General features: G+C 36.5%; 20 protein-coding genes. All 20 read right to left on the reverse strand.

Going from position 1 to position 22,521, the window contains the following annotated elements; genetic code table 11:
* The 20 genes from ppaX to D9782_RS21215 all read right to left on the reverse strand — a co-directional run bounded on the left by ppaX (position 1) and on the right by D9782_RS21215 (position 22,513).
* A complete protein-coding gene (ppaX, locus tag D9782_RS21120; protein ID WP_121605663.1) occupies positions 1–636 on the reverse strand; it encodes a pyrophosphatase PpaX in 636 nt (211 codons plus the stop codon).
* A complete protein-coding gene (locus D9782_RS21125) occupies positions 611–1,573 on the reverse strand; it encodes a nucleoside recognition domain-containing protein (RefSeq protein WP_121605664.1) in 963 nt (320 codons plus the stop codon). Before D9782_RS21125 ends, ppaX begins: the two co-directional genes overlap by 26 nt.
* A 92-nt stretch (positions 1,574–1,665) precedes the next feature.
* Positions 1,666–2,541, reverse strand: a complete 876-nt coding sequence (gene lgt / locus D9782_RS21130) for a prolipoprotein diacylglyceryl transferase (RefSeq protein ID WP_121605665.1) — start codon at positions 2,539–2,541, stop codon at positions 1,666–1,668.
* A 12-nt stretch (positions 2,542–2,553) separates the two neighbouring features.
* On the reverse strand, positions 2,554–3,480 hold the full coding sequence (gene hprK, locus D9782_RS21135) for an HPr(Ser) kinase/phosphatase (protein WP_026681671.1): 927 nt from the start codon (positions 3,478–3,480) through the stop codon (positions 2,554–2,556).
* Positions 3,481–3,966: 486 nt separating this feature from the next.
* Entirely contained in the window at positions 3,967–4,323 is a 357-nt protein-coding gene (locus tag D9782_RS21140) for a phage holin family protein (RefSeq protein WP_026681672.1), read from the reverse strand.
* Positions 4,323–4,517 carry a PspC domain-containing protein gene (locus D9782_RS21145; RefSeq protein ID WP_026681673.1) on the reverse strand — a complete coding sequence of 65 codons (195 nt, stop codon included), beginning with the start codon at positions 4,515–4,517 and terminating at the stop codon, positions 4,323–4,325. Before D9782_RS21145 ends, D9782_RS21140 begins: the two co-directional genes overlap by 1 nt.
* A gap of 53 nt (positions 4,518–4,570) precedes the next feature.
* A complete protein-coding gene (gene bshB2, locus D9782_RS21150) occupies positions 4,571–5,236 on the reverse strand; it encodes a bacillithiol biosynthesis deacetylase BshB2 (RefSeq protein ID WP_121605936.1) in 666 nt (221 codons plus the stop codon).
* 30 nt (positions 5,237–5,266) lie between these two features.
* Positions 5,267–5,620: a YojF family protein gene (locus tag D9782_RS21155; RefSeq protein ID WP_026681675.1), complete on the reverse strand. Its 354-nt coding sequence runs from the start codon at positions 5,618–5,620 to the stop codon at positions 5,267–5,269.
* Positions 5,621–6,040: 420 nt separating this feature from the next.
* Entirely contained in the window at positions 6,041–8,917 is a 2,877-nt protein-coding gene (gene uvrA / locus D9782_RS21160) for an excinuclease ABC subunit UvrA (protein WP_121605666.1), read from the reverse strand.
* Between the two features lie 5 nt (positions 8,918–8,922).
* Complete coding sequence (gene uvrB, locus D9782_RS21165) at positions 8,923–10,908, reverse strand: excinuclease ABC subunit UvrB (protein ID WP_121605667.1); 1,986 nt, start codon at positions 10,906–10,908, stop codon at positions 8,923–8,925.
* A 327-nt stretch (positions 10,909–11,235) separates the two neighbouring features.
* Positions 11,236–11,430 (reverse strand): hypothetical protein, encoded by a 195-nt coding sequence (locus tag D9782_RS21170; RefSeq protein WP_121604059.1) that lies wholly within the window; start codon positions 11,428–11,430, stop codon positions 11,236–11,238.
* 310 nt (positions 11,431–11,740) lie between these two features.
* Complete coding sequence (locus D9782_RS21175; protein ID WP_121605668.1) at positions 11,741–12,859, reverse strand: MGDG synthase family glycosyltransferase; 1,119 nt, start codon at positions 12,857–12,859, stop codon at positions 11,741–11,743.
* A 41-nt stretch (positions 12,860–12,900) separates the two neighbouring features.
* The gene (locus tag D9782_RS21180) at positions 12,901–13,449 is read right to left on the reverse strand and encodes a YkoP family protein (RefSeq protein ID WP_228089009.1); all 549 of its coding nucleotides are present in this window, start codon (positions 13,447–13,449) and stop codon (positions 12,901–12,903) included.
* Positions 13,450–13,549: 100 nt separating this feature from the next.
* Complete coding sequence (locus tag D9782_RS21185) at positions 13,550–15,034, reverse strand: alkaline phosphatase family protein (RefSeq protein WP_240455767.1); 1,485 nt, start codon at positions 15,032–15,034, stop codon at positions 13,550–13,552.
* A 407-nt stretch (positions 15,035–15,441) separates the two neighbouring features.
* Positions 15,442–16,038, reverse strand: a complete 597-nt coding sequence (locus D9782_RS21190; RefSeq protein WP_080668601.1) for a DUF624 domain-containing protein — start codon at positions 16,036–16,038, stop codon at positions 15,442–15,444.
* Positions 16,039–16,045: 7 nt separating this feature from the next.
* The gene (locus tag D9782_RS21195; RefSeq protein ID WP_121605669.1) at positions 16,046–16,870 is read right to left on the reverse strand and encodes a carbohydrate ABC transporter permease; all 825 of its coding nucleotides are present in this window, start codon (positions 16,868–16,870) and stop codon (positions 16,046–16,048) included.
* The gene (locus D9782_RS21200; protein ID WP_121605670.1) at positions 16,867–17,757 is read right to left on the reverse strand and encodes a carbohydrate ABC transporter permease; all 891 of its coding nucleotides are present in this window, start codon (positions 17,755–17,757) and stop codon (positions 16,867–16,869) included. Before D9782_RS21200 ends, D9782_RS21195 begins: the two co-directional genes overlap by 4 nt.
* Positions 17,758–17,782: 25 nt before the next feature.
* Entirely contained in the window at positions 17,783–19,090 is a 1,308-nt protein-coding gene (locus D9782_RS21205; protein WP_121605671.1) for an extracellular solute-binding protein, read from the reverse strand.
* 184 nt (positions 19,091–19,274) lie between these two features.
* A complete protein-coding gene (locus tag D9782_RS21210) occupies positions 19,275–20,771 on the reverse strand; it encodes a response regulator (RefSeq protein ID WP_121605672.1) in 1,497 nt (498 codons plus the stop codon).
* A complete protein-coding gene (locus tag D9782_RS21215; RefSeq protein ID WP_162986481.1) occupies positions 20,768–22,513 on the reverse strand; it encodes a cache domain-containing sensor histidine kinase in 1,746 nt (581 codons plus the stop codon). The genes D9782_RS21210 and D9782_RS21215 overlap by 4 nt, the downstream gene beginning before the upstream one ends.
* Between the last annotated feature and the right edge of the window lie 8 nt (positions 22,514–22,521).

Genomic DNA, 22,521 nt, shown 5'->3' on the forward strand with positions numbered 1-22,521 from the left:
CTACACTCCAGTAATTTGCAGTAAATCACGTATATCATCTAGCATATATGTCGGTTTATATTCCAGTAAACGTTGTTTACCTTTAAAGGTCCAAGCAACACCTGCTGTTTGTACCCCAGCATTTTTCCCCGCTTCAATGTCATGATAATTATCACCAACCATCAATGTCCTCTTGGGATCGGCTTGCAATGCTTCCATTGCTTTTAACACAGGTTCTGCATGCGGTTTTGGATGCATCACATCATCTATAGTAATAACTGTTTCAAAATAGTTATCCAGCCCTGTTAATGAAAGCCCCTTATTTACCCCTTTTCTCATCTTTGTTGTCACAATCGCCATTTCAATCCCATTCTCCTGTAGCTTTTTTACAGTATCAACTACATGCGGAAACGGTTTTACATAATTATCATGTTCTTTTAAATTATGCTCACGATAGGTTTCAACCATACTATCTGCTCGTCTTGCATCAATCTTGGTAAATGTATCAACCAACGGAGGTCCATTAAATTCTATAATTTCCTCACGCGAATATTCTAAATGATAAGCATTAAATGTATGAATAAATGACGCAATAATTAATTCATTTGTATCGATTAGTGTCCCATCTAAATCAAAAAGTATTGTACGAATGCTCATTAGTGGTTTCCTTCCTTCTTTTGTTCTTATCTATGCTGTTCCAAATGAATGAAATTGCCATTGTTAATAAAATTGCTGTAATGAGTCGAATAACTAGTAGTGGCCATACTGGGATTCCCAATGGGATAAATACGACCGTATCCTCAACTACTGCGTGACAGGAAACAAGAAAGATGAGTGCTAGAATCATATCTTTTTTTTCAACGCCATCCTCTTTCACAGCCTGAATCATCACACCAGCACCATATGCTAAACCTATTGTCAGCCCAGCTACCATGGTCATTGAGGTATTCTCTTTCATTCCAAGAACCCTTGTAAACGGAGCAAATTTAGTAGACAGATAATTCAACCATCCTTTTTCACGTAAAAATTGCATAACTATCATGAGTGGTATCACAATCATAGCTAGCTGAGCAATGGCCACAATAGCTGTTTGCAGACCATGTAGAATAATCTCTCCCCAACCTGTTAATTCAGGATTTGCCGAAGAAATGAATCCATATGCTGCTTGTTCCGCCCCGCCATTCCACAGGAAGTTAATGATAATCGCAGCGAAAAGCGCCAACCCTATTCTAATTCCTGAGATCAACCACCAATTAACACCTACCCTAGAGGCAACGGCAGATTCAATAAATAAATTATGGGAAAATGATAACATAATCGCCATAATAAATACTTCTTTAACCGTAAAATCAAATGAAACAATCGCTGCTATACCCGCATAAAGATTCAGCGCATTTCCTAAAACAAGTGGTACAGCAGCTTCCCCAGACAACCCTAACCATCCCATTAGAGGAGTAAGTTGCTTTATAATCCATGGTAAAACGGGCGTGAATTGTAAAATCGTAACGATTAACGTAACAGGAAAAATAACTTTTCCTAATGTCCATGATGTATTTAATCCCTGCTGCATTCCTCGAAGTAAAATCCCCTTCATTCCATATTCCCTCTTTCATATGAAACTTTAATTCCTTAAAATAGTATACATTTAGCTACGATTCTAACGCCTCTTTATAACTAGATGTTATTTTATTTCTTCTTCTTATTTTTTTTCTTTTGATACGTGTTTTTTACCACTTTCCCCTTATGTTCCACCTCATTATACCGGGTATTAATCGTTTTTCGGCGATAAATGATTAATAGTAACGCTACAACAATAATGACAATTGAGATAACCTGTGCCTGACGTAGTGATCCCAAGACATAAAGACTATCTGTCCGCATTCCTTCTATGAAATAGCGTCCAATCGAGTACGTAATGGCATAGCTTAAGAATAATTCTCCACGAATAGGGTTAAATTTACGCAATATAAGTAGAAATACAAACACAAGAATATTCCAGAACGACTCATATAAGAACGTCGGATGGTACATAACCCCATCTATACACATCTGGTTCATAATAAAATCAGGCAAGTATTGATGAAAGCTATTATATGTTGATTCTGCTATCTCTCCGCCATGTGCTTCCTGATTCATAAAGTTTCCCCAGCGGCCGATTGCTTGCCCTAGAATTATACTTGGTGCGGCAATATCTGCTAATTGCCAAAATGATACTTGTTTAACACGTGCATAGATAATCGCTGTTATAATAGAACCTATTAGAGCACCATGGATTGCGATACCACCTTCCCAAATAGCAAAGACATCACTCCATGGACCACCTGCATAACGATCCCATTCAAAAATAACGTAATATATTCGTGCAGAAATAATAGCAATAGGGATGGCAAATACCACTAAATCAACCATGATATCCTTTTTCATACCTAAGCGGTCAGCCTCTCGAGTAGCTAAAAATAAGCCTAGAAAGGCTCCCGCTGCTATAATCACGCCATACCAATATATCGGTAATGATCCTATATGTAAAAATACACGGTCAAGTGCTGGTGCATTACAACTCATCTTATTTTCCTCCTAGCTATTTTCTTGATCAATCATATTTGTTAACCGCTCCGAAAACTCTTCTGCCGCATTAACACCCATACGTTTTAAACGGAAGTTCATAGCCGCTACCTCAATAATGACAGCCAAATTTCTTCCAGGACGTACTGGTATGGTTGCCTTTGGTAATTCAACTTCCATTATCTTCATTTTATCTTCATCAAGACCTAAACGATCGTATTGTTTCTTTTGATCCCAAATTTCTAAATTAATGATTAATGAAATCTTTTTATAGCTTCTAACAGATCCCGCTCCAAATAATGTCATTACATTAATTATTCCAAGGCCTCTAATCTCTAGTAAGTGCTCTATTAAAGGTGGAGCGTTACCGATAAGACTGTCATAATCCTCTTGACGTATTTCGACACTATCATCGGCTACTAAGCGATGCCCTCTTTTCACTAGTTCTAGTGCTGTTTCACTTTTACCTACTCCACTTTGACCAGTAATCAGCACACCAACTCCATAAATATCTACCAACACCCCATGAATTGCAGTAAACGGGGCAAATTTCGCTTCTAAATAATTTGTTAGCCTACTAATCACTCGTGTCGTTTTTCGCGGTGAATGCAAGATAGGCACACCTGATTCATTAGCAGCATCGATCATCACTTGTGGTATGTCCATATTTCTTGTTACCACTATTCCTGGAGTAACATCTGTACAGAGTTGGCCAACTCTTTCGACTTTTTCTTGATCTGTTAAATCTAAGAAATACGCCATTTCCGTCCTGCCGATTAACTGTAGTCTTTCTTTTGGATAGTATTTAAAGTACCCTGTCATTTCTATTCCAGGTCGTGAGATATCACTTGTAGTAATCTCTCTATGTAGTCCGTCCTCACCTGCGACAAGGGTCAGATTGAAATTCTCTAATAAATCCTTCGTCCGAACGGTTGACATGTATTTATCCTCCTTATTGTTGCCATTCAAAACATAGACTCCATGTTATTTAGTTGGATACTTTCCTGCTAAAGAATATCTCAATAAACAATATGGACACGTATTCAACAAGATATCGGCTTTCCACGCGCCATAAAATCCTGTGAGACACCGTTCTCCTTATCTGCCTCTGTCTATCGCACTTAAAATTTATTCTAACAAGAAGATCAAAATTTTCAGCTGGCAAATCACTCGTAATTCGTTTTACGTGAGATAAGAATATTTATCTAAACGGCTTGGACATATATATTAAATTAAGTTTCGTTGAGAAATGCTCCTTACCTAATACATGAAATAATGTCGGATAACCTTTAGGCAAAAGTTTTCTTCATTGTAGCATATTCTTTATAAGATTTGCTATCGCCTAACTCCTATGGCAATCAGATTGAACACTACGAACAATTTTACACATGAAAAATCGCAGGCTATCTATCACCTGCGATCCTGTTATCTAATTGAGTCTTTTACTACACTATTCAAAAGTAAATTAATGATAGATAGTATGATAGCAGCTAAAACCGCTGTACCAAATCCGTCGATAACAAAAGAAGCATCCATTAATGCCTGTGTAATCATTAATGTTACAGCATTAATGATAAATAGAAATAATCCTAAGGAGAGAATGGTTATCGGCAAAGTAAATAATATGAGTATCGGCTTAACAATTACGTTTAAAACAGCTAAGATCAAACTTGCAAGCAATGCCGTACCAAATCCGTCCAAGTGAAAGGAATCAAATAATTGTGCAACAGCAATCAGGGCAACTGCATTTAAAATGATAGACACAATCCAGCGTAGCATAATTAATAGTTCTCCCTTTCAGTAGGAATAATTAAGGCAGCCGCTAAATATACGAACGCAAAACTAAATAGACTAAAAATCAAACATACAACAAATACAAGTCTTAGAATCGTTGCATCTATATTAAAATAATCAGATAGTCCACCAAAAACACCAGCTACCATACGTTTCGTATTGGAACGATATAGCTTTTTCATGGGATTACCTCCTTTTGATTATCATCGTATTCCATTCGCTATCCAATCATTCATCATACTGAAAACTGCCAAGTAAAAAATTCCTCTGTACCAAACCGTTCCTTCGCTTCTTGTAGTACTTCCTCACCAAGTTCCTTATAATTTTTCAGCGGACCAATAATGCCTCCAGCTTGAGAGTCATGACAAAGAATGGCATCCATTTTTTTCTCAAAATAGGCGGAAACATCATTAATAACATCTGGTTCTCCGAGTTCCTTTTTAAATCCACGTGCAAATGCCTGCGCCCATACAGTTGGTCGCTCATCCATCAGTTCAACAGCTTTAATTGCCGCTGCCCCAAGTGCGTTATGGTCTGGGTGAACAGCATAATTAGGATAATGTGTAATAACTAAACTTGGCTTTATCTCTTCTAATATGCCTTTTAAATGCTGTGCAATTTCCATTTGATCTTCAAATTCAATGGTCTTATCACGATAACCTAGCATTTTTAGGTCCATATCAAGAACCTTACATGCGTTTTTAAGCTCTTGCTTTCGAATTAATGGTAATGTCTCTCTATTTGCGAAAGTGGGTGATCCCATATTTCTGCCCATCTGCCCTAAGGTCCCACATAAATATGTTACAGGTATTCCTTGACTTCGAAAATGTGAAATTGATCCTGCAGCACCAAATGATTCATCATCTGGATGCGGTAATATAACAACAACATGTTTTTCCAAGTTGATCACCTATCCCCTTCTTTTGTCTTTTTAATTATTAAACGGTGTTTCACTAATCTGAAGCGCAACCATTAATCTACCTTCCCGATCATGACCAGCTAGTAATAATTTTGATCCTTCATGAATTACCCAGTCTGTTAATCCTTCTGCATAAATCCAGCCGAACTCGGTCTTTAAGCCGACTCGATACGCATTGCCATCACCAACGATCTTCGCTTGATTAAATGTAACCTGCGCATTCCGCACATAAGCCCCAACATTATATGCTTTATCATCAAAATGGCTAGCGTACGCTCCATTTGTAGTTTCCACATGTATGTAGACCTGTTTATTTGTAAAATCGTCTAAGCATTGTTGTACACTCTCTACTTCAATTGGTTTCATATCAGTTTCCTCCCAATCAACTTCTTCTTTTAGCTTATCGAAACAACCGCATGGCGTCAAAAAATTAAACCGACTCTAATGCTTCATTTCATATAAAAGCCCGAATTTTATCTCAAATCTTTCAGATAACATTCGGGTTACTTTTTTAAAGATAGGTAGTTCCTTCATCGCTCTCAAAATGCTTCGCTTTCCATGGGCACCGCCCATAGCCTCTCAGAAAGCACAAAGAGCTTTCTAAGAGGTCTTCGGACCGTGCTGTTCCCGCAAGGACAAGGATGACTTCGCCAACGATACATCGCATGCAGAAAAGCTCTCTTCCATTTACGCATATTGACCATGCTAAAGTCTGCTTCATTTTATTATTATAATGAATCGTTCATTCGTTAATATGCAATTAAGTTCTGCCACAGCCTCTTCCAATTATTTTGTAGCTACTTTTTCCTTTACTTCTATTGCATTGTCCATCCGCTTCATGTCACGTTCTAATACTGGCTTTAAGTATTTTCCAGTATAGGATGCTTCTGCTTCTGCGATTTGTTCTGGGGTACCTGTTGCAATGATCTGTCCACCGCGATCTCCACCCTCAGGTCCAAGATCAATGATATGATCAGCAGATTTAATAACGTCAAGGTTGTGTTCAATGATTAAAACACTATCACCATTATCGACAAGTCGTTGCAAAACACTTAATAAGCGATTAATATCATCAACATGCAAACCAGTTGTTGGTTCATCTAAAATATAAAACGATTTACCATTTGATCTACGATGCAATTCACTTGCTAACTTCACACGTTGAGCTTCCCCACCTGATAAGGTCGTTGCCGGTTGCCCAAGTCTTACATAGCCAAGCCCAACATCATAAATGGTTTGTAGCTTGCGTTTTATTTTAGGGATATTTGCAAAAAATTCTAAGGCCTCCTCGATTGTTAAACCAAGCACCTCTGAGATATTTTTTCCTTTATATTTTACTTCCAATGTTTCTCTGTTATAGCGACTACCTTTACATACTTCACATGGAACGTAAACATCCGGAAGAAAATGCATCTCAATCTTTATAATCCCATCTCCACGGCAAGCTTCACAGCGCCCACCCTTTACATTAAAACTAAACCTTCCTTTTTTATAGCCACGTACCTTTGCTTCATTCGTTTGAGCATATACATCACGGATATCATCAAACACACCTGTATACGTAGCAGGGTTGGATCGTGGTGTACGACCGATAGGTGATTGATCGATATCAATTACTTTATCTATATATTCCATTCCTTTTACTTTCTTATGCTTACCTGGTTTATGCTTTCCACTATACAGTTCTTTTGCTAGCGACTTATAGATAATTTCATTTACTAACGTACTTTTCCCAGATCCGGAAACTCCGGTCACAACCGTCATTAACCCGATTGGAATTTTCGTAGAAACTTTCTTCAAATTATTTTCCTCTGCCCCTACTACTTCGATAACACGCTTATCTTTCTTCCTTCTTTTTACTGGTAGCGGGATAAACTTATGACCCGCTAGATATTGACCTGTTAGTGATTGCTTATTTTTCATGACATTTTCCGGCCTATCGCTAGCAACAATTTGCCCTCCATGTTCACCTGCTCCTGGGCCAATATCAATAAGCCAATCCGCTGCTAGCATAGTATCTTCATCATGTTCAACAACGATGAGTGTATTATCTAAGTCACGCATCCGCTTTAAAGTATCAATTAAGCGGTCATTATCACGTTGGTGTAGACCTATCGAAGGTTCATCTAATACGTAGAGCACACCTGTTAGAGCTGAACCAATTTGTGTAGCTAGTCTAATACGCTGTGCTTCTCCTCCTGAAAGTGTTCCGGCAGAACGAGATAGTGTTAAATAATCAAGTCCAACATTATTTAAAAATTCTAATCGATTATCTATTTCTTTTAAAATCATGCTAGCAATCTGTTTTTCTTTTTCCGATAGATCTAATGTATCGAAAAATTTCTTTGCCTCCATAATAGAGAATTCTGTAACTTTACTGATATGCAACCCATTAACCAACACAGCTAATGCGCTTTCCTTTAACCGATAACCTTTACACTTCGGACATTTCTTCTGCGCCATATATTTTTCTAAAGTTTCACGTATATAGTCAGAGGATGTTTCTCGATAGCGCCTACTAACATTGTTTAATACGCCCTCGAAGACAATATGACTATCGCGCACACTGCCAAAATCATTTACATAGTGGAAATGAATCTTTTCCTTCCCGCTACCATAAAGAATTTTATCCATTTTATCTTTGGGGATATCGTTCACAGGCTTATCCATATCAATCTCAAAGTGTTCACAGACACTCTTTAAAAGCTGTGGATAATATTGTGAACTGATTGGCTCCCACGGCGCAATTGCGTGTTCGTTTAATGACTTTTCCCAGTCAGGAATAACTAAATCCATATCTACTTCCAATTTTGTCCCTAAGCCATCACAGGTAGAACAGGCTCCAAAAGGGCTATTGAAAGAAAATAATCTCGGCTCTAATTCATCGATGGAAAAACCACAAATAGGACATGCATGGTTTTCACTGAAGGTCAATTCTTTATCACCAATGATATCAACAATAAGCTTACCTTCCCCTAAAGAGAGGGCCGTTTCTATTGAATCACTTAAACGTCCTTCTATACCAGCTTTTACCACAACTCGATCAACAACTACTTCGATCGAATGCTTCTTGTTTTTTTCTAATTTAATCTCTTCCGTAACTTCACGCATTTCTTTGTCAACACGAATGCGAACATATCCTTCCTGCTTCAACCTTTCAAATACCTTAACGTGTTCACCCTTCCTTCCAGATACGACAGGTGCAAGTAGTTGCATTTTCGTCCGTTCTGGATATTCCATAATTCGATCTACCATTTGTTGGACCGTTTGTGAAGATATTTCAACGCCATGCTTAGGACAAGTAGGATGACCAATACGTGCATATAATAACCGTAAATAGTCATATATTTCTGTTACTGTACCAACTGTAGACCTCGGATTTTTACTTGTAGTTTTTTGATCAATGGATATAGCGGGTGACAATCCGTCAATTGCATCAACATCAGGCTTATCCATTTGTCCAAGAAATTGTCTTGCGTAGGCAGAAAGAGATTCTACATATCGTCGTTGACCTTCTGCATAGATCGTATCAAAAGCTAAAGAGGACTTACCAGAACCAGATAATCCTGTCAAAACAACCAATTTATTTTTGGGAATTTCTACATCCACATTTTTCAAATTATGTGCTCTGGCACCCTGAATTTTAATTGATTTACTTGGCATTAATTTCACCTTCCTGCTTTAAGTTCAAGTATAATATCACGAAGTTCAGCTGCTTTTTCGAAATCCAGTGCTTTCGCAGCGTCCTTCATTTCTTTTTCCATCTGCTCAATGACTTGCTCTTTATCCTCTGATGCTAACTTGCTAATACTTTTCGCTTTTCCATCATATTTAGGTTGGTGGTCCTCTGCAACAACCGTGGCACGAATTACTTCTCGGACATCCTTCTTAATGGTCTTAGGTATAATATTATGCTCTTTATTATATGCCATCTGTTTTTCACGTCTGCGATTTGTTTCATCTATGGCAATTTGCATCGATTTCGTTATTTTATCGGCATACATAATAACCATGCCATTTTCATTACGTGCAGCCCGTCCCATCGTTTGAATTAATGATCGTTCCGAACGTAAGAACCCTTCCTTATCTGCATCTAAAATAGTGACTAAGGATACTTCCGGTATATCAAGACCCTCACGTAATAAGTTTATACCGACAAGAACATCATATTTCCCAACTCTTAAATCTCTAATTACTTCAATTCGTTCCAACGTTTTGATTTCCGAATGTAGATAAGCAACCTTGATTCCCAGTTCCTTCAAATAATCTGTAAGATCCTCCGACATTTTTTTCGTCAACGTTGTTACGAGGACACGCTCATTTTTACTTGTTCGTTTATTGATTTCTCCAATTAAATCATCAATCTGACCATCTATCGGTCGAACATCTACTTTTGGATCTAATAATCCAGTCGGCCTAATGATCTGTTCTGTCATATCAGGTGAATGTTCCTCTTCATAAGGTCCTGGGGTAGCAGATACATAGACCAACTGATTAGTAGCTTTCTCAAATTCTGTAAACTTTAATGGGCGGTTATCCAACGCTGAAGGTAAACGAAATCCATGATCAACCAGTACTTGTTTTCTGGCTTGGTCTCCGTTGTACATTCCTCTAATCTGCGGCAATGTAACATGTGATTCATCAACTACTACTAGAAAGTCATCGGGAAAGAAATCAAGCAACGTATACGGAGTTGCTCCGCTTTCTCGAAGCGTTAGATGTCTAGAATAATTCTCAATTCCAGAGCAAAATCCCATTTCATTCATCATTTCCAAATCATATCGAGTACGTTGCTCTAATCGCTGTGCTTCTAAGAGCTTATCCTGCTCTCGTAATTCCTCTAAACGTTCTGCTAACTCCTGTTCGATATTTTTGATCGCAAGCTTCATTTTTTCTTCTCTTGTTACGAAGTGAGAAGCCGGAAATATAGCAATATGCTCTCGATCACCGATAATTTCTCCAGTCAATGCATCAACTTCCCGAATCCGGTCAATTTCATCTCCAAAGAATTCAACACGAATACAGTGCTCTTCCTTCGATGCAGGTATGACCTCGACAGAATCGCCGCGCACTCGAAATGTACCACGCTGAAAATTTATATCATTCCTTGCATATTGAATGTCAACAAGTTCACGTAGCAGCTGATCACGATCTTTTTCCATTCCTACTCGAATGGAAAGCACCTGACTCTCATATTCTTCTGGAGAACCTAAACCATAAATACATGAAACACTAGCAACGATTAAAACATCATTTCGTTCAAAAAGAGCAGATGTCGCTGAGTGTCGAAGCTTATCAATTTCATCATTAATACTTGCATCTTTTTCAATAAATGTATCTGTAGAAGGAACATAAGCTTCTGGTTGATAATAATCATAATAGCTAACAAAATATTCAACTGCATTATTTGGAAAGAACTCTTTAAATTCACTATATAGTTGTCCAGCTAACGTTTTATTATGTGCAATTACTAATGTGGGACGATTAATTTCTTGTACTACATTTGACACGGTAAATGTTTTCCCCGTACCTGTCGCCCCCAATAATGTTTGATGACGTTGGCCAGCCTTCACTCTCTCAACAATCTCCTTAATTGCTTTAGGCTGATCACCACGTGGTTCGTACTTTGATACAAGATCAAACGTATTTTTCACTAGAACTTCCTCCGATCATCTATGACTACAATTATTTTATCACATTTGCTAGACATTTTAACACAAAAACGAACAAATATTCGACTTTTTTGTTTTTCCATTTGTTTCTAGCATACCCTTATTTGCCAATTTAGAACCAAGTTGGATAAGATTAAATCAATTGCCATCTTGCTGCTATGTTTTCGTAATAGAGATACTTCTTCCTCCTCATGGTAAAATTTTATAAATTCCAAGACTATTAAAAAAACTGAGCAAAATTCGCTCAGTCCTTATCACTACATGCTCAGATTTACGCTTCCTCTAGTAGCTATTATGGAATAATAGCTACTACTTGACCACCACTCCGGCTGCCCACTTCCCTTTCCGTGGGGTTTGTCCTTCAGCTAACTTTTTTAGCAAAACCCGCTCAAAAAAGTGGATCTTTAGGTCAAACATTTCCCACAGGAGTTGAAGTGGCCGGCCTTCGCTATTATCAGGCTCTACAACGCTAGCATGAAGTAACACAGCTGCTTTTATACTCACGGATAGCGATTTTCACTTTACCCATTGTAAAAAAAGTCAACCTATTACTTATGACAAGAATTGTTGCACCTTCTCATAGCAGAGACTAATTACGTAGACTCCTGCGGGAATTGCGCGAGCCGAAAATCCACTTTGCAACGTGTTCTTCTTTGCAAAGTTAGTTGAGGCCGTGCCCACGGAAAGCGAAGTAATTAGTCGGAGCATTGCCAATATACATCAAACATTTCAAAATAACTACTTCGCTTAACGCAGTCATTGCACTGATTTTATACTTTCTTAACTTATAAAAAAGTCAACAGCCTTTATTTGGCTATTGACTTTGATTCATCACTTGTTGAATAAGTGCTCCAATTGATTGCGTCGATAAATTTTGATGATATCGATTTACATTTTCTGTATACCGATTTTTCTTTTGCGTATCCAGAAAAAATTGATTTATTTGTTCCTCCAATGGTTCTTTATTTAAGTCGATAGGATTTACCAATCCAAGCTGTATGAGCTCCTGCAAATTGATTTGTTCCTGACCTGGTAAAGCATGATAAACAAAAATTGGCTTCCGTTTCATCAAGCATTCACTAATTGTTACACCGCCTGGCTTTGTTAAAACAGCGTCAACCTCATTATACAATTTGTTCATCTGCGCTTTAGATTCGATATAAGGGATAGGTGTAATATTTGAATTATTTTGCTTGCTTAACGTTTGATACAATTGTTCGTTCGTTCCACAAAGTACATAGAGATGCATCTTTTTCGGCAAATGCTTATCTGATAATAGTTCATCCATACCACAACTCCCTAAACTTCCGCCTGTAATGAGTAATGCTTGTTTTTTCTCCTTTAAAGAAAATTCCTCTCGAAATACAGGATGAACGGGTATCCCAGTGATAAATATACGCTCTGCTTTCACACCTAATTTAAGTAAGAATTTCTTTACAGAGGCGGTAGGTACGAAATGATAATCAATACCTTTTATCCCCCATAATCGATTCACAAAAAAATCTGTATACGCATTAACCGTAACTGCTTGTAGCTTATTTTCTTGTTTTAGGACACTTACGATACTCGAAGGCAGGGCATGGGTTAAAAAGACAATTTCTGGATTTTCCTCTTTCACAAGTTTGTTTAAAAAAGGGCGGAATAGTAATTCATAATGGCGGTGCCTTTTCCTTTTCGACATATTTCTACAGGCAAGTAATGTATATAGTCGATCATATACGCCTGGAAATCGTTTTATCCAGCTAATATACGTTGAGGTTACTATCTTTTCTAAACTCCCATAACTATAAGATAATAATTCAACTTTGTTCGTTCGCTTGTTATTATTATAATGTAATAAATCCGTTATGAGCGTATCTGCAACATGATGATGGCCACTTGGCATTTGCAGAAAAGGTAGAAATAACGCATCTGATTGTTTAGGTTTATCCATGTTTTTAGCCCCGTCCTTAATTTCAAAAAAACAATATTGTGTTAACCCTCAAGATAGTATTTATCCATTATCTTGTTTTTTGACATGAATAGATAAACAGGCTCAGCATCTTTTTTTGTTGTCAACATATTAATTGGCATTAAAGTTATCCTTTTAAAGTAACGATAAAATCTATTTTTTAATGCGCTTTTTTCAAACCCCAATCGTTCTGCTCCTCGATACAAACTTGTGATTCCTATAACTGCCTTTATATCCGCTGCTTTTGGGTGTGCATGAACATACATTGCTAAGTTTGGCATGGCTTGTTTAATACTGTGATAAATAAATACTGCACGTTTAATATCATTAGGAAATGCATTTAATTCCTTTATTAGTTTTACATTGTGAAGGTGAATCTTTAGTAATAAGTCATTTTTTCGTAGAACTGTTCCATCTTCGAGCACGACTTTTCCACCTTTATATCTAGTGAGCCGAACCCGAAGCATCGTTCTACGCTGATTATTATCTGATATATAGGATAATCGGGAACAAGCAAAATAAATTGGATCAATACTGTCCCAGACACCTAATAGATAGCTTCTCATTGTCATATTCTTTCCACTCCATAAAATTTCTCCTACTTATTTTGTAGCTATAAAGAAATATTATAAACGGAATTTTTTGGTGAAATCTACAGAACGAATTGGTATTTTATTCATTTAATTGTTCTTGAATAACCCTAAATATAAATTCCTTTAGATCTATTATCCGCGGTGTAATGGGCTGTTCATTCGTCCCAGCTATTATTAAGGGGACAATTGACTCCTGCTTATGTAAGGATCCATGAGCAGCTCCGCTTAAGTGAAAAGGAGTAGACTGAGCTTTAAATTCACATCCTGGTTTTGCATTTACAACAAGGAATTGTCCAGGATGAGAATATAAAGCCCCATGCAATCGAGCTAATGCATCTGGAAAATCATTATAAACGATATGATTTTCTATCCATTTCAAATCCAATAATTCATGATTTCCTACTATCCACCATGATTGATTAAACTCATCTACATATTTCCCATTAGGTCTAAAGTATAATGTCCCTTCTTTCATCCCAGATTCCACACGAATACAATCATTTTCCTTCCATGCAATGATATCAATTCGCTTATCGTGTTTAAGTTTTTCAACAATTGTCCCGATGTTTACATGATCCAACATATATACATAAGCCATTCGCTGGTTAACACAAATCGCTAGTTCATCTTTTTTATGAACTGCACGTTGAATTCGAACTATTCGATAGTTATTTAAAAGCTTACGCAAATCAATAATATAGTCACGGTACTTCGTTCCTGTTGCGGAATGACCATTATCTCCAATAATCATCCAAATATTGCTATTTACTGCTTCTTCCCAACTATCAAACATATTCAACATTTTTTGAATTTGACGATCAATTTTAATAATACCTTTTATATCCATAGGTCCTTTAAAATGAATACGCGCATCCATATCTTGAAATATACAAAAAGTAAATGCTGGAAGTTTCTGTTTATGAATAAGGTACCGAAGCTCTCGTGCCATATATTTATAATTTCCAGCTGCTAGTTGTGCTGTGAACCCCACAGGGCGAAGTTTCGAAAAGAGTCCTAATGAAAAGATTGAAGGTACTTTCATGGTCCATTTTCCATCCTCAAAATAAGTGAATGTACGAAGAAATTTTGGGATTTTTAATTGCTGTAATTTATTTCCTCGATACACAAAAGAATTGATAGACGCTGAAGATAAACCGATTCGAGCTAATTCTTCATAAATAGTTGAGACCTTTTCACTCAAATGTACATTATTTAAATTATAAAGCATATGATGAATGGACTTTTTCATTCCCATACGAAACGTTTCTCTAAACCCTGTACCATAGTTGACAAATTGATTCTGTTCCGCATCAAACCAATTCAAACCTGGAATATGATGCTTATCTGCATATGTTCCGGTTAAAAGGCTGCTATCAATGGTTACTGACATGGTCGGAAACGATGTTACCATATTAGCAATATAACGACCTTGCTCCATTAAAAATTTTAAAGCTGGTGCACGTCCAGTCTGCATGGCAATTTCTAATGGCTGAGGCATTAATGAATCAATATTTAATAATATGACAGGTTTAGGTATTGATACAACATGATTATCGATTTCCACCACATCCCAAAATTCGTATTAATAACCGAAGCTAATTTTAATGTAAACAACTACAAGATTAATATACATCCCCAATAAAAAGGCAGCCATATGAAAATGGAGCTGCCCCGAAAGACAGCTCTCTTTGTATAAAAGTATACTTCCTTCTCATGTTCAACGATTCAGCTTTAGGAACAAAAGAAGCGCTCGATTAGAAACGTAGCGACTGGAGCGAGTCAACGGAGATAAAGGAATCACAGTGAGCTTGCGAGTCGTCATGACTTAGATTAGGGCGATTGTGAAGTTACCTCGTTTCTGGGCACTGGAGCTAGACATGGCTCAACACGCCCCTATTTAACCACATGGGCAAATGTTATAATTTCCTAGACAACAAAAAAGCAATGTATTTAAGCGTAGCATACGTCTTATTACACTATACTTGATTTAACTTTACCTAGCTTTACGGTTAAATAAACGGGGAAGCTGATTCCAAAAAAGAAAGAAAGTCCTGGGAGGAAACGAATTGTTACTATCATCCCTATAAAAATCATCATATAAATTACATTTTCTCTTGGATGTAAAAACAGAAGAGAAAACGACCGTTTTATTTGTAGAATCGCTTGTCGTTCCAGATCTGCATATTGAAAGAAATGAATAATACTTAAAGTGATTAATCCTAACATTCCAAGCACTGCCAGCTTTACAAGACTATATTCCCTATCCACAATCAAAAGGTTAGAACTTATTATTACCAACATGGCTTGCCAAATCAGTCCCGCTTTATTTAAAAGAATAAATGAAGAAAAATACTCGTTACGAAATGATCGAAACACTTCCCCAGTTGAAACATTGTTTTGCATCTTCCATACAGAGAATAATGCATAGGTAGCAGGAAATATTCCAAAAATGATTAACCCACAAGTAGTAAATAAAAGCCATAATAGCTGTAAATACGCAAACCAGTATAATTTTTGTATAAATAAAGCATACCTTTCTATCATGATATTCACATCTAACACCACCATTCTATATCTAACCTTTTACTGATCCAGCAACCATTCCTTTCATAATTTGCTCTTGGAAAATGAGATACATGACAATTGTAGGGATGACTGAAATTGTCATTGCGGCCATTGTCAATGCATAATCCGTACTGAATCCATCTGAAAAAATGGATAAGCTTAATGGCAATGTTTTTAATGTACTATCATTAATAAATACTAGAGCAAAAACAAATTCATTCCAATATCTTAAAAACGATAGAATAGCTACGGTTGAAAGTGCAGGAACACTCAAAGGAAGCATAATTCGAAAGAAAACCCCCCAATAACCGTTTCCATCGATAACAGCTGCCTCCTCTAATTCCTTTGGTATTGAACTCATGTATGCAACTGTTAAAAAGATGGCAATAGGTAATTCAAAGGCAGTATACGGCAAAATTAATGCCCAATACGTATCCAGTAATCCTATTTGATCCATCATAGTAAACAACGGGACTAGCGTACTATGAATAGGTATTAACATTCCCAGTAAAAAGAAAACCATTAAAAATGCTTTTAATTTGAACGTGAATCTGGATAAAACATAGGCAGTTAGTGCGCCAAGAAAAACAGTTAATGCCGTTGCAGTAATTGTAACAATAGTTGAATTCATCATTGCTGTTCCTAAATCAGCAACTTCCCAAGCTCTCGTAAAGTTTTCAAAGGAGAAATTGGTAGGAAAAGAGTGAGGTCGGGCAAAAAATTCTTTGTTTGTCTTGAAAGCACTAGTGATTAGCCAATATAAAGGGTAAATCATCATTAAGGAAAAAACTGCTAAAAATAAAATTCTTATTCCTTTAAAAAGATGGAATTTCATCGAATAGTCATCCCCTCATTCTTTCTCTTCATTAACACCTGACTTATACCAATTAAGATAAGGCTTAATAGAATTATCATCGTACTTACTGCAGAACCGTATCCGTAGCGGTACACAAGGAATGTATTATTATACATATACGTTGCTAATATTTCTGTGGATTCTGCTGGTCCACCACCTGTCATGACAAATACTTGATCGAATGCCTTTAAACTACCTGAAATACACAAGACGACAGCTACTTTAATTGTTGTCCACATATTGGGTAAGATAATGTAGATCAGTTTTTTCCATCCAGATGCTCCGTCAATCATAGCAGCCTCCTCCATCTCAGAAGGTATATTCTGAATAGCTGCAATAAAAATAATTAAATAGGGTCCAATATAATTCCAAATGATAGGAACAGCAACTGCATACATATTTACAGAAGGATCTGCTAGCCAAGCTTTTGTCCACGACTCTAAACCAACGGCACGTAATACGGTATTAATAACACCTATTTCTGGATCATAAATATATCCCCAAATCAGACCTACTACTACTGTGGAGATAACCATTGGTAAAAAAACAGCTGACCGTACAAATATTTGAAACCAGTTACTTTTACGAAGCATTAACGCTAAAGCTAATGCAATCGGTACTTGGCCAAAAACAGATGCGGCAACAATTATCAGATTATTCTTGAGAGAACGCCAAAATACAGGGCTTTGCATCACATCAATATAGTTTTGCAAGCCAATATACGTGGCATCCCCTAATCCAGACCATTCAAAAAACCCGTAGTAGGATGACCAAAATATTGGAATAATAACAAAAAAAGAATAAAGTAAAAGGGCTGGAAGTAAAGTAATTACCAACAAACCCTTTAACTTTAAATTAGATTGCATAACTGTCCCCCCTTTGCTCGATTCATTAATTAGAAGACTGTGCTTTTTGTATTGATTCAGCTACCTTCTCTGGATCTCCTCCTAACATAATTTCTTGTAATCCATTATTAACGGCTTCTCCAGCCTCTGAAGTTAGGTACAGATCATATACAGGGGCAAATTCAACTTCACGAATTAAATTAAATGCTTCAAAAAATAACGGGTTAACATTCTCTTTATCAATGTCTACATCATACATAACCATTGAATTACTTTCAGCTATTTCTTTCTGGGCATCTGCATTACTCAATTTATAAATAAGCTTTAATGCAGCTTGCTTATCTTCTCCTTTTGTCTCACTGCTAAGTAAGAAACCACCACCAGGTCCACCAGTAATTGTATTTCCTGATCCTTTACCACCCTCAATGCCTGGGACAACGGATACACCAATATTAGTTAAAACTTGTTCAGATTGAGAAGCACCTAGACTACTTAATGTCCAAGCGCCATTAATCATCATAGCTGCTTTTCCTTGCGCAAAATACTGTTCAGCCTGCGTATTATCCATACTATTTGCTCCATCTGAATAAGCTCCATTATCAACTAGCTCCTTAAAACGATGTAACGCATCGATGAATATCGGATCTGTAAATGAGGCATCTTCCTGCTCCACCGCATCTAAAAACCAATTTGTTCCTGTAACACGATCAGCTATAGCACCAAAGGTAGTTGATTGAGCTACCCAAGGAGCCTTATTCCCCATAGCAATTGGTGTGATACCTTTATCGTTAAACACTTTTATTACTTGAACAAATTCTGCCCATGTTTCTGGAACCTCTAAATTATTCGCTGTGAACAAATCTTTGTTATAATACAAAAAGGATGTAGCAGACATTGCAATTGGCGCAGAATATAATTCTCCATCATACTTGTAAGGTTCTAACGCGCCTTCTAAAAATGAATTTTTCCATTCCGGATTTTCCTCAAATAAGGATGTAATAGGCTGAATAAGCTCACCATTATAAAATTCATCGGTAAAACTACCTGCATATGTCAAGAATATATCTGGAAGTTCATTCGCAGCAGCAACTGTGCTTATTCGTTGGCGATACCCATCTACTGGGATTGCTTGCTCATCAACTTCAATCGTGGGATTCTCTTCTTCAAAATTAGCAATCATATTTCGCACTTTTCGGGCTCGTAAATCATCTCCAGCAAAGTTATGCCATATGGAAATAGAAATCTTTCCATCAGCTGCAGAACGTTTTGTCGCTTTACTATCTCCATTCCCTATACAAGCTGTTAAAATGAACATCATGATGATTCCTAGAAAGGCAATCTTTATTTTTCTCATCTTATCCCCCCTTTTGATTATTATGTATAGTTTAAAATAGCGCTTTCATATAGATAAGGGGGATGAATACCAGATTAGGGGTGAAAAATCAAAGTGTTTTAAATTTACTCTAATAATTAACCGATCTTCCTTAATCATTTCGATATGGATTGGTCAAAGAAACTACTATCTAGAGATAATAAGCTTATCTATCATGTTTGCGCCGATACTGGGTAGGGGTGTAGCCATACTTCTTTTTAAATTGTTTTGTAAAATATTTTCGATCATTATATCCCACACGTTTTGCTATATGATTAATAGCTATGGAAGAATGTTGTAAAAATTCCGTAGCCTTTTTCATACGAAGCTCCGTTAAAAGTCCAATATAGGATCTTCCAGTTCTTTTTCTAATTAACTCACTTAAGTAATTTGGGTGAATTTGAATGTGATTTGCGACATCATTCAGGGAAATAGCTTGACCTAAGTGTTTATCTATATAATAAATGGTTTCCTCTACATAGTTTGCATGTTTTTGGTAATGGGTTTGAAAGTCCGTTAGTAATATTTGGAACAATGCAAATAAAATCGGAATAGGTTGTTTGAACCATTCTGATGCTGAAGGTATCGCTCGATAATTTTCCATACGTCCAGCCATCTGATCTACATACTTTATAACTTCCATATAGAGATTTTGTACATAAAACTGAATGGAATCCGGTGTTGCTTGCGGATGTGAAAATAACCCATGTACTATTTCTCTAATCCATTCTTCTAATTTACTCTTGTCTCCCATCTTTATAAGTGAAATAACATGTTGCAAATTCTCCTCCATCGTATCATCACATACGATTCCTTTTCTTTGACGAATGTGTTCCACTTGAATAAGCTTACAGTCCACTAGAATCCATTGGAACAGTTGTAGAGATGTTATCTCACTATATAGTTCTCGTATGCTTGATAAGGTTGTTACTACCTCACTTGCCAATATCGGTTTATGGAACAATGCATTCACTTTCTTTATTGCCATCTGTAATAAATAATCATCTGCCAAATAGGGATCTCGCTTTACCACTATCAGTAATGCATTTTCATGTGTGAACCACTTTCCAAATAAATAACTATTCCACAAGGCCTCATATTTCCTTAACGTTTCTAGTTCTAGCTCTATATCCATATATAAAAGCTGAAAAGGTGGATGAGCCAGCTCAGGAATAACATCAACTACATCCATTAACTCGTGATAGTCCAATCCCTCGGCTATTAATTTTTCAAGTTTCATACGATTTAATTGCTCTTGTTCTGACTCTTTCCATTGACTATATTCTTTATCCTTCTCCAATCTTTTCTTTGCTCGTTTAACTGCTGTTATGATCTCTTCTGGACTACTGGTTTTTAATAAATAATCACAAACATCTTGACGAATCGCTTCCTGAATGAAATGAAAATCATCGTATCCAGTGAGTAAAATACTCTCTATTTGATATTCATTTTCACCTAAATAAGCTACAAGCTCCAAACCATTCATGTCATTCATCTGAATATCTGTAATTAGAATATCTGGTTTTTCATCGTCCAAGCGTTCAATTACCTCTTCAGCTGATGCGGCTGGTCTTAATAGGGTTAAACCATAGTCATTCCATGGGATGACATTTGCCATTCCTTCTCTTATAATAATCTCATCATCTGCGATTAGTACTCTCATAGCATTCCCCCCTCCTTTATCGGAATAACAAACTCAACGATTGTTCCTTGCATTTCTTTACTATCTATTCGTAAGCCACTTTCTTTTCCATAATGTAACAGGAGTCGCAAATTCACATTACGAATTCCATAATTAGTGCCAATAAGAGCTTCTGTCTCTTGATCATGTAAAAACTGATGTTTAATTTCTTGCAGTTTTGCACTTGTCATTCCAGCACCATTGTCAATAATTGAAAAGTGGATAAAATTCCCTTGTATTTGTACATGAACAGATATTTTACCAAAGTGATTAGGAAGTGGAAAAAATCCATGTTTAATACTATTTTCAATTAATGGCTGCAGAACAAGTTTTAGCATTTTATGCTGTTTCAAGTCGTTGGAAATTTCTAAGTCTATGGAAAACCTATTTGGAAAACGGATCTTTTTAATTTCTATGTAATGGAGCAAGTGACCGATTTCTTGTTCAACGGTACAATACTCATTTCCCTTATTTAAACTAAACCGTAACAATGTACTTAATGAAGAAACCATCTTTGAGATATCATGCGCCTTGGAACTTAACGCAATCCAATGAATTGCAGCTAATGTATTGTATAGAAAATGAGGATTAACCTGAGATTGCAAAGCCTTCATATCCAATTCCCGCTTTAGTGCTTCGCTTTTCTGAACCTGATTCATTAACTTGGCAATCCGCTGATTTAATTGATTATAACTACCTATTAATTCACCAATCTCATTATTTGCGTCATTATTAATTGTTTTAATTGTTTCACCCGGGTTCACTGTTTGAATGGAATTAGTTAGTGTAGTTAACGGTTTAAATACTTTTGATACAAAAAATATAACGAGACCTGCTACAAGAAGGATGGCAATCACAACGGAATAGATGGTTAACCATAAAAAATACCGATTCTGAGAACTGTATTCTCTTGATGGGACGAGGCTAATTATGTGCCATCCCACCTTCCCAATCTCTTCCGTAAATACAGTTACCTCTTCCTCTTCTGCAAGGAAAGAAAAGCGTTCTTTATTATTTTGATCCAATAATAAAGTAAGTTTATCTAGATTAATTTTTTCTTTTATATTTGTTTGACTTTGCGCTAATACATTTCCATCATTTAGAATAAAGACCGATGTACTCCACTCTGAATCTCCTGAGCTTAAATATTCCTCAACTACCCGTTGATTGAGACTAATCGATAAATAACCAATCCGTTCGAAATCTCCTGTACTACGAATAGGGCGAGTCAACGTTATCATGTCCTTATTGCCGTCTACCGTTTTGTTAACCTTACGATAGGACCACCATTTACCATTAGGAATTTGTTTAATATCAATACCTGCATTCGTATCCATCACCAGATTTGTGGATATTGGTGAATTACCATTTATCGGGTAAATGATAATATCATTAATATATCTTTTCGAAAAAGCCAAATTCGATAAGAACCCATAAATATCACGTTGTGGATATATTGGATCTCCTTCCACTTGTAAATACGCTTGCACTGCTTGATTACCAATTAAAAATACTGACATATTTTCAACATCATTTACAATAAATTCAATAGAATCCTGAATCTGCTCCAAGGAACTTTCACCTGAAATGGCTGCTCGTTCCTTTGATACCTTTACTGTCGTATAATACGAAACTAATCCTAAAACACATATTGGTACTAATACTACGATTAAAATAAAAAGTATAAGTTGATTCTTAATTGAACGGCGAAACCAGTTTTTCATTCCTAGCA

It is taken from the genome of Virgibacillus sp. Bac332 (genome assembly GCF_003667785.1).
GTDB lineage: Bacteria > Bacillota > Bacilli > Bacillales > Amphibacillaceae > Virgibacillus > Virgibacillus salarius.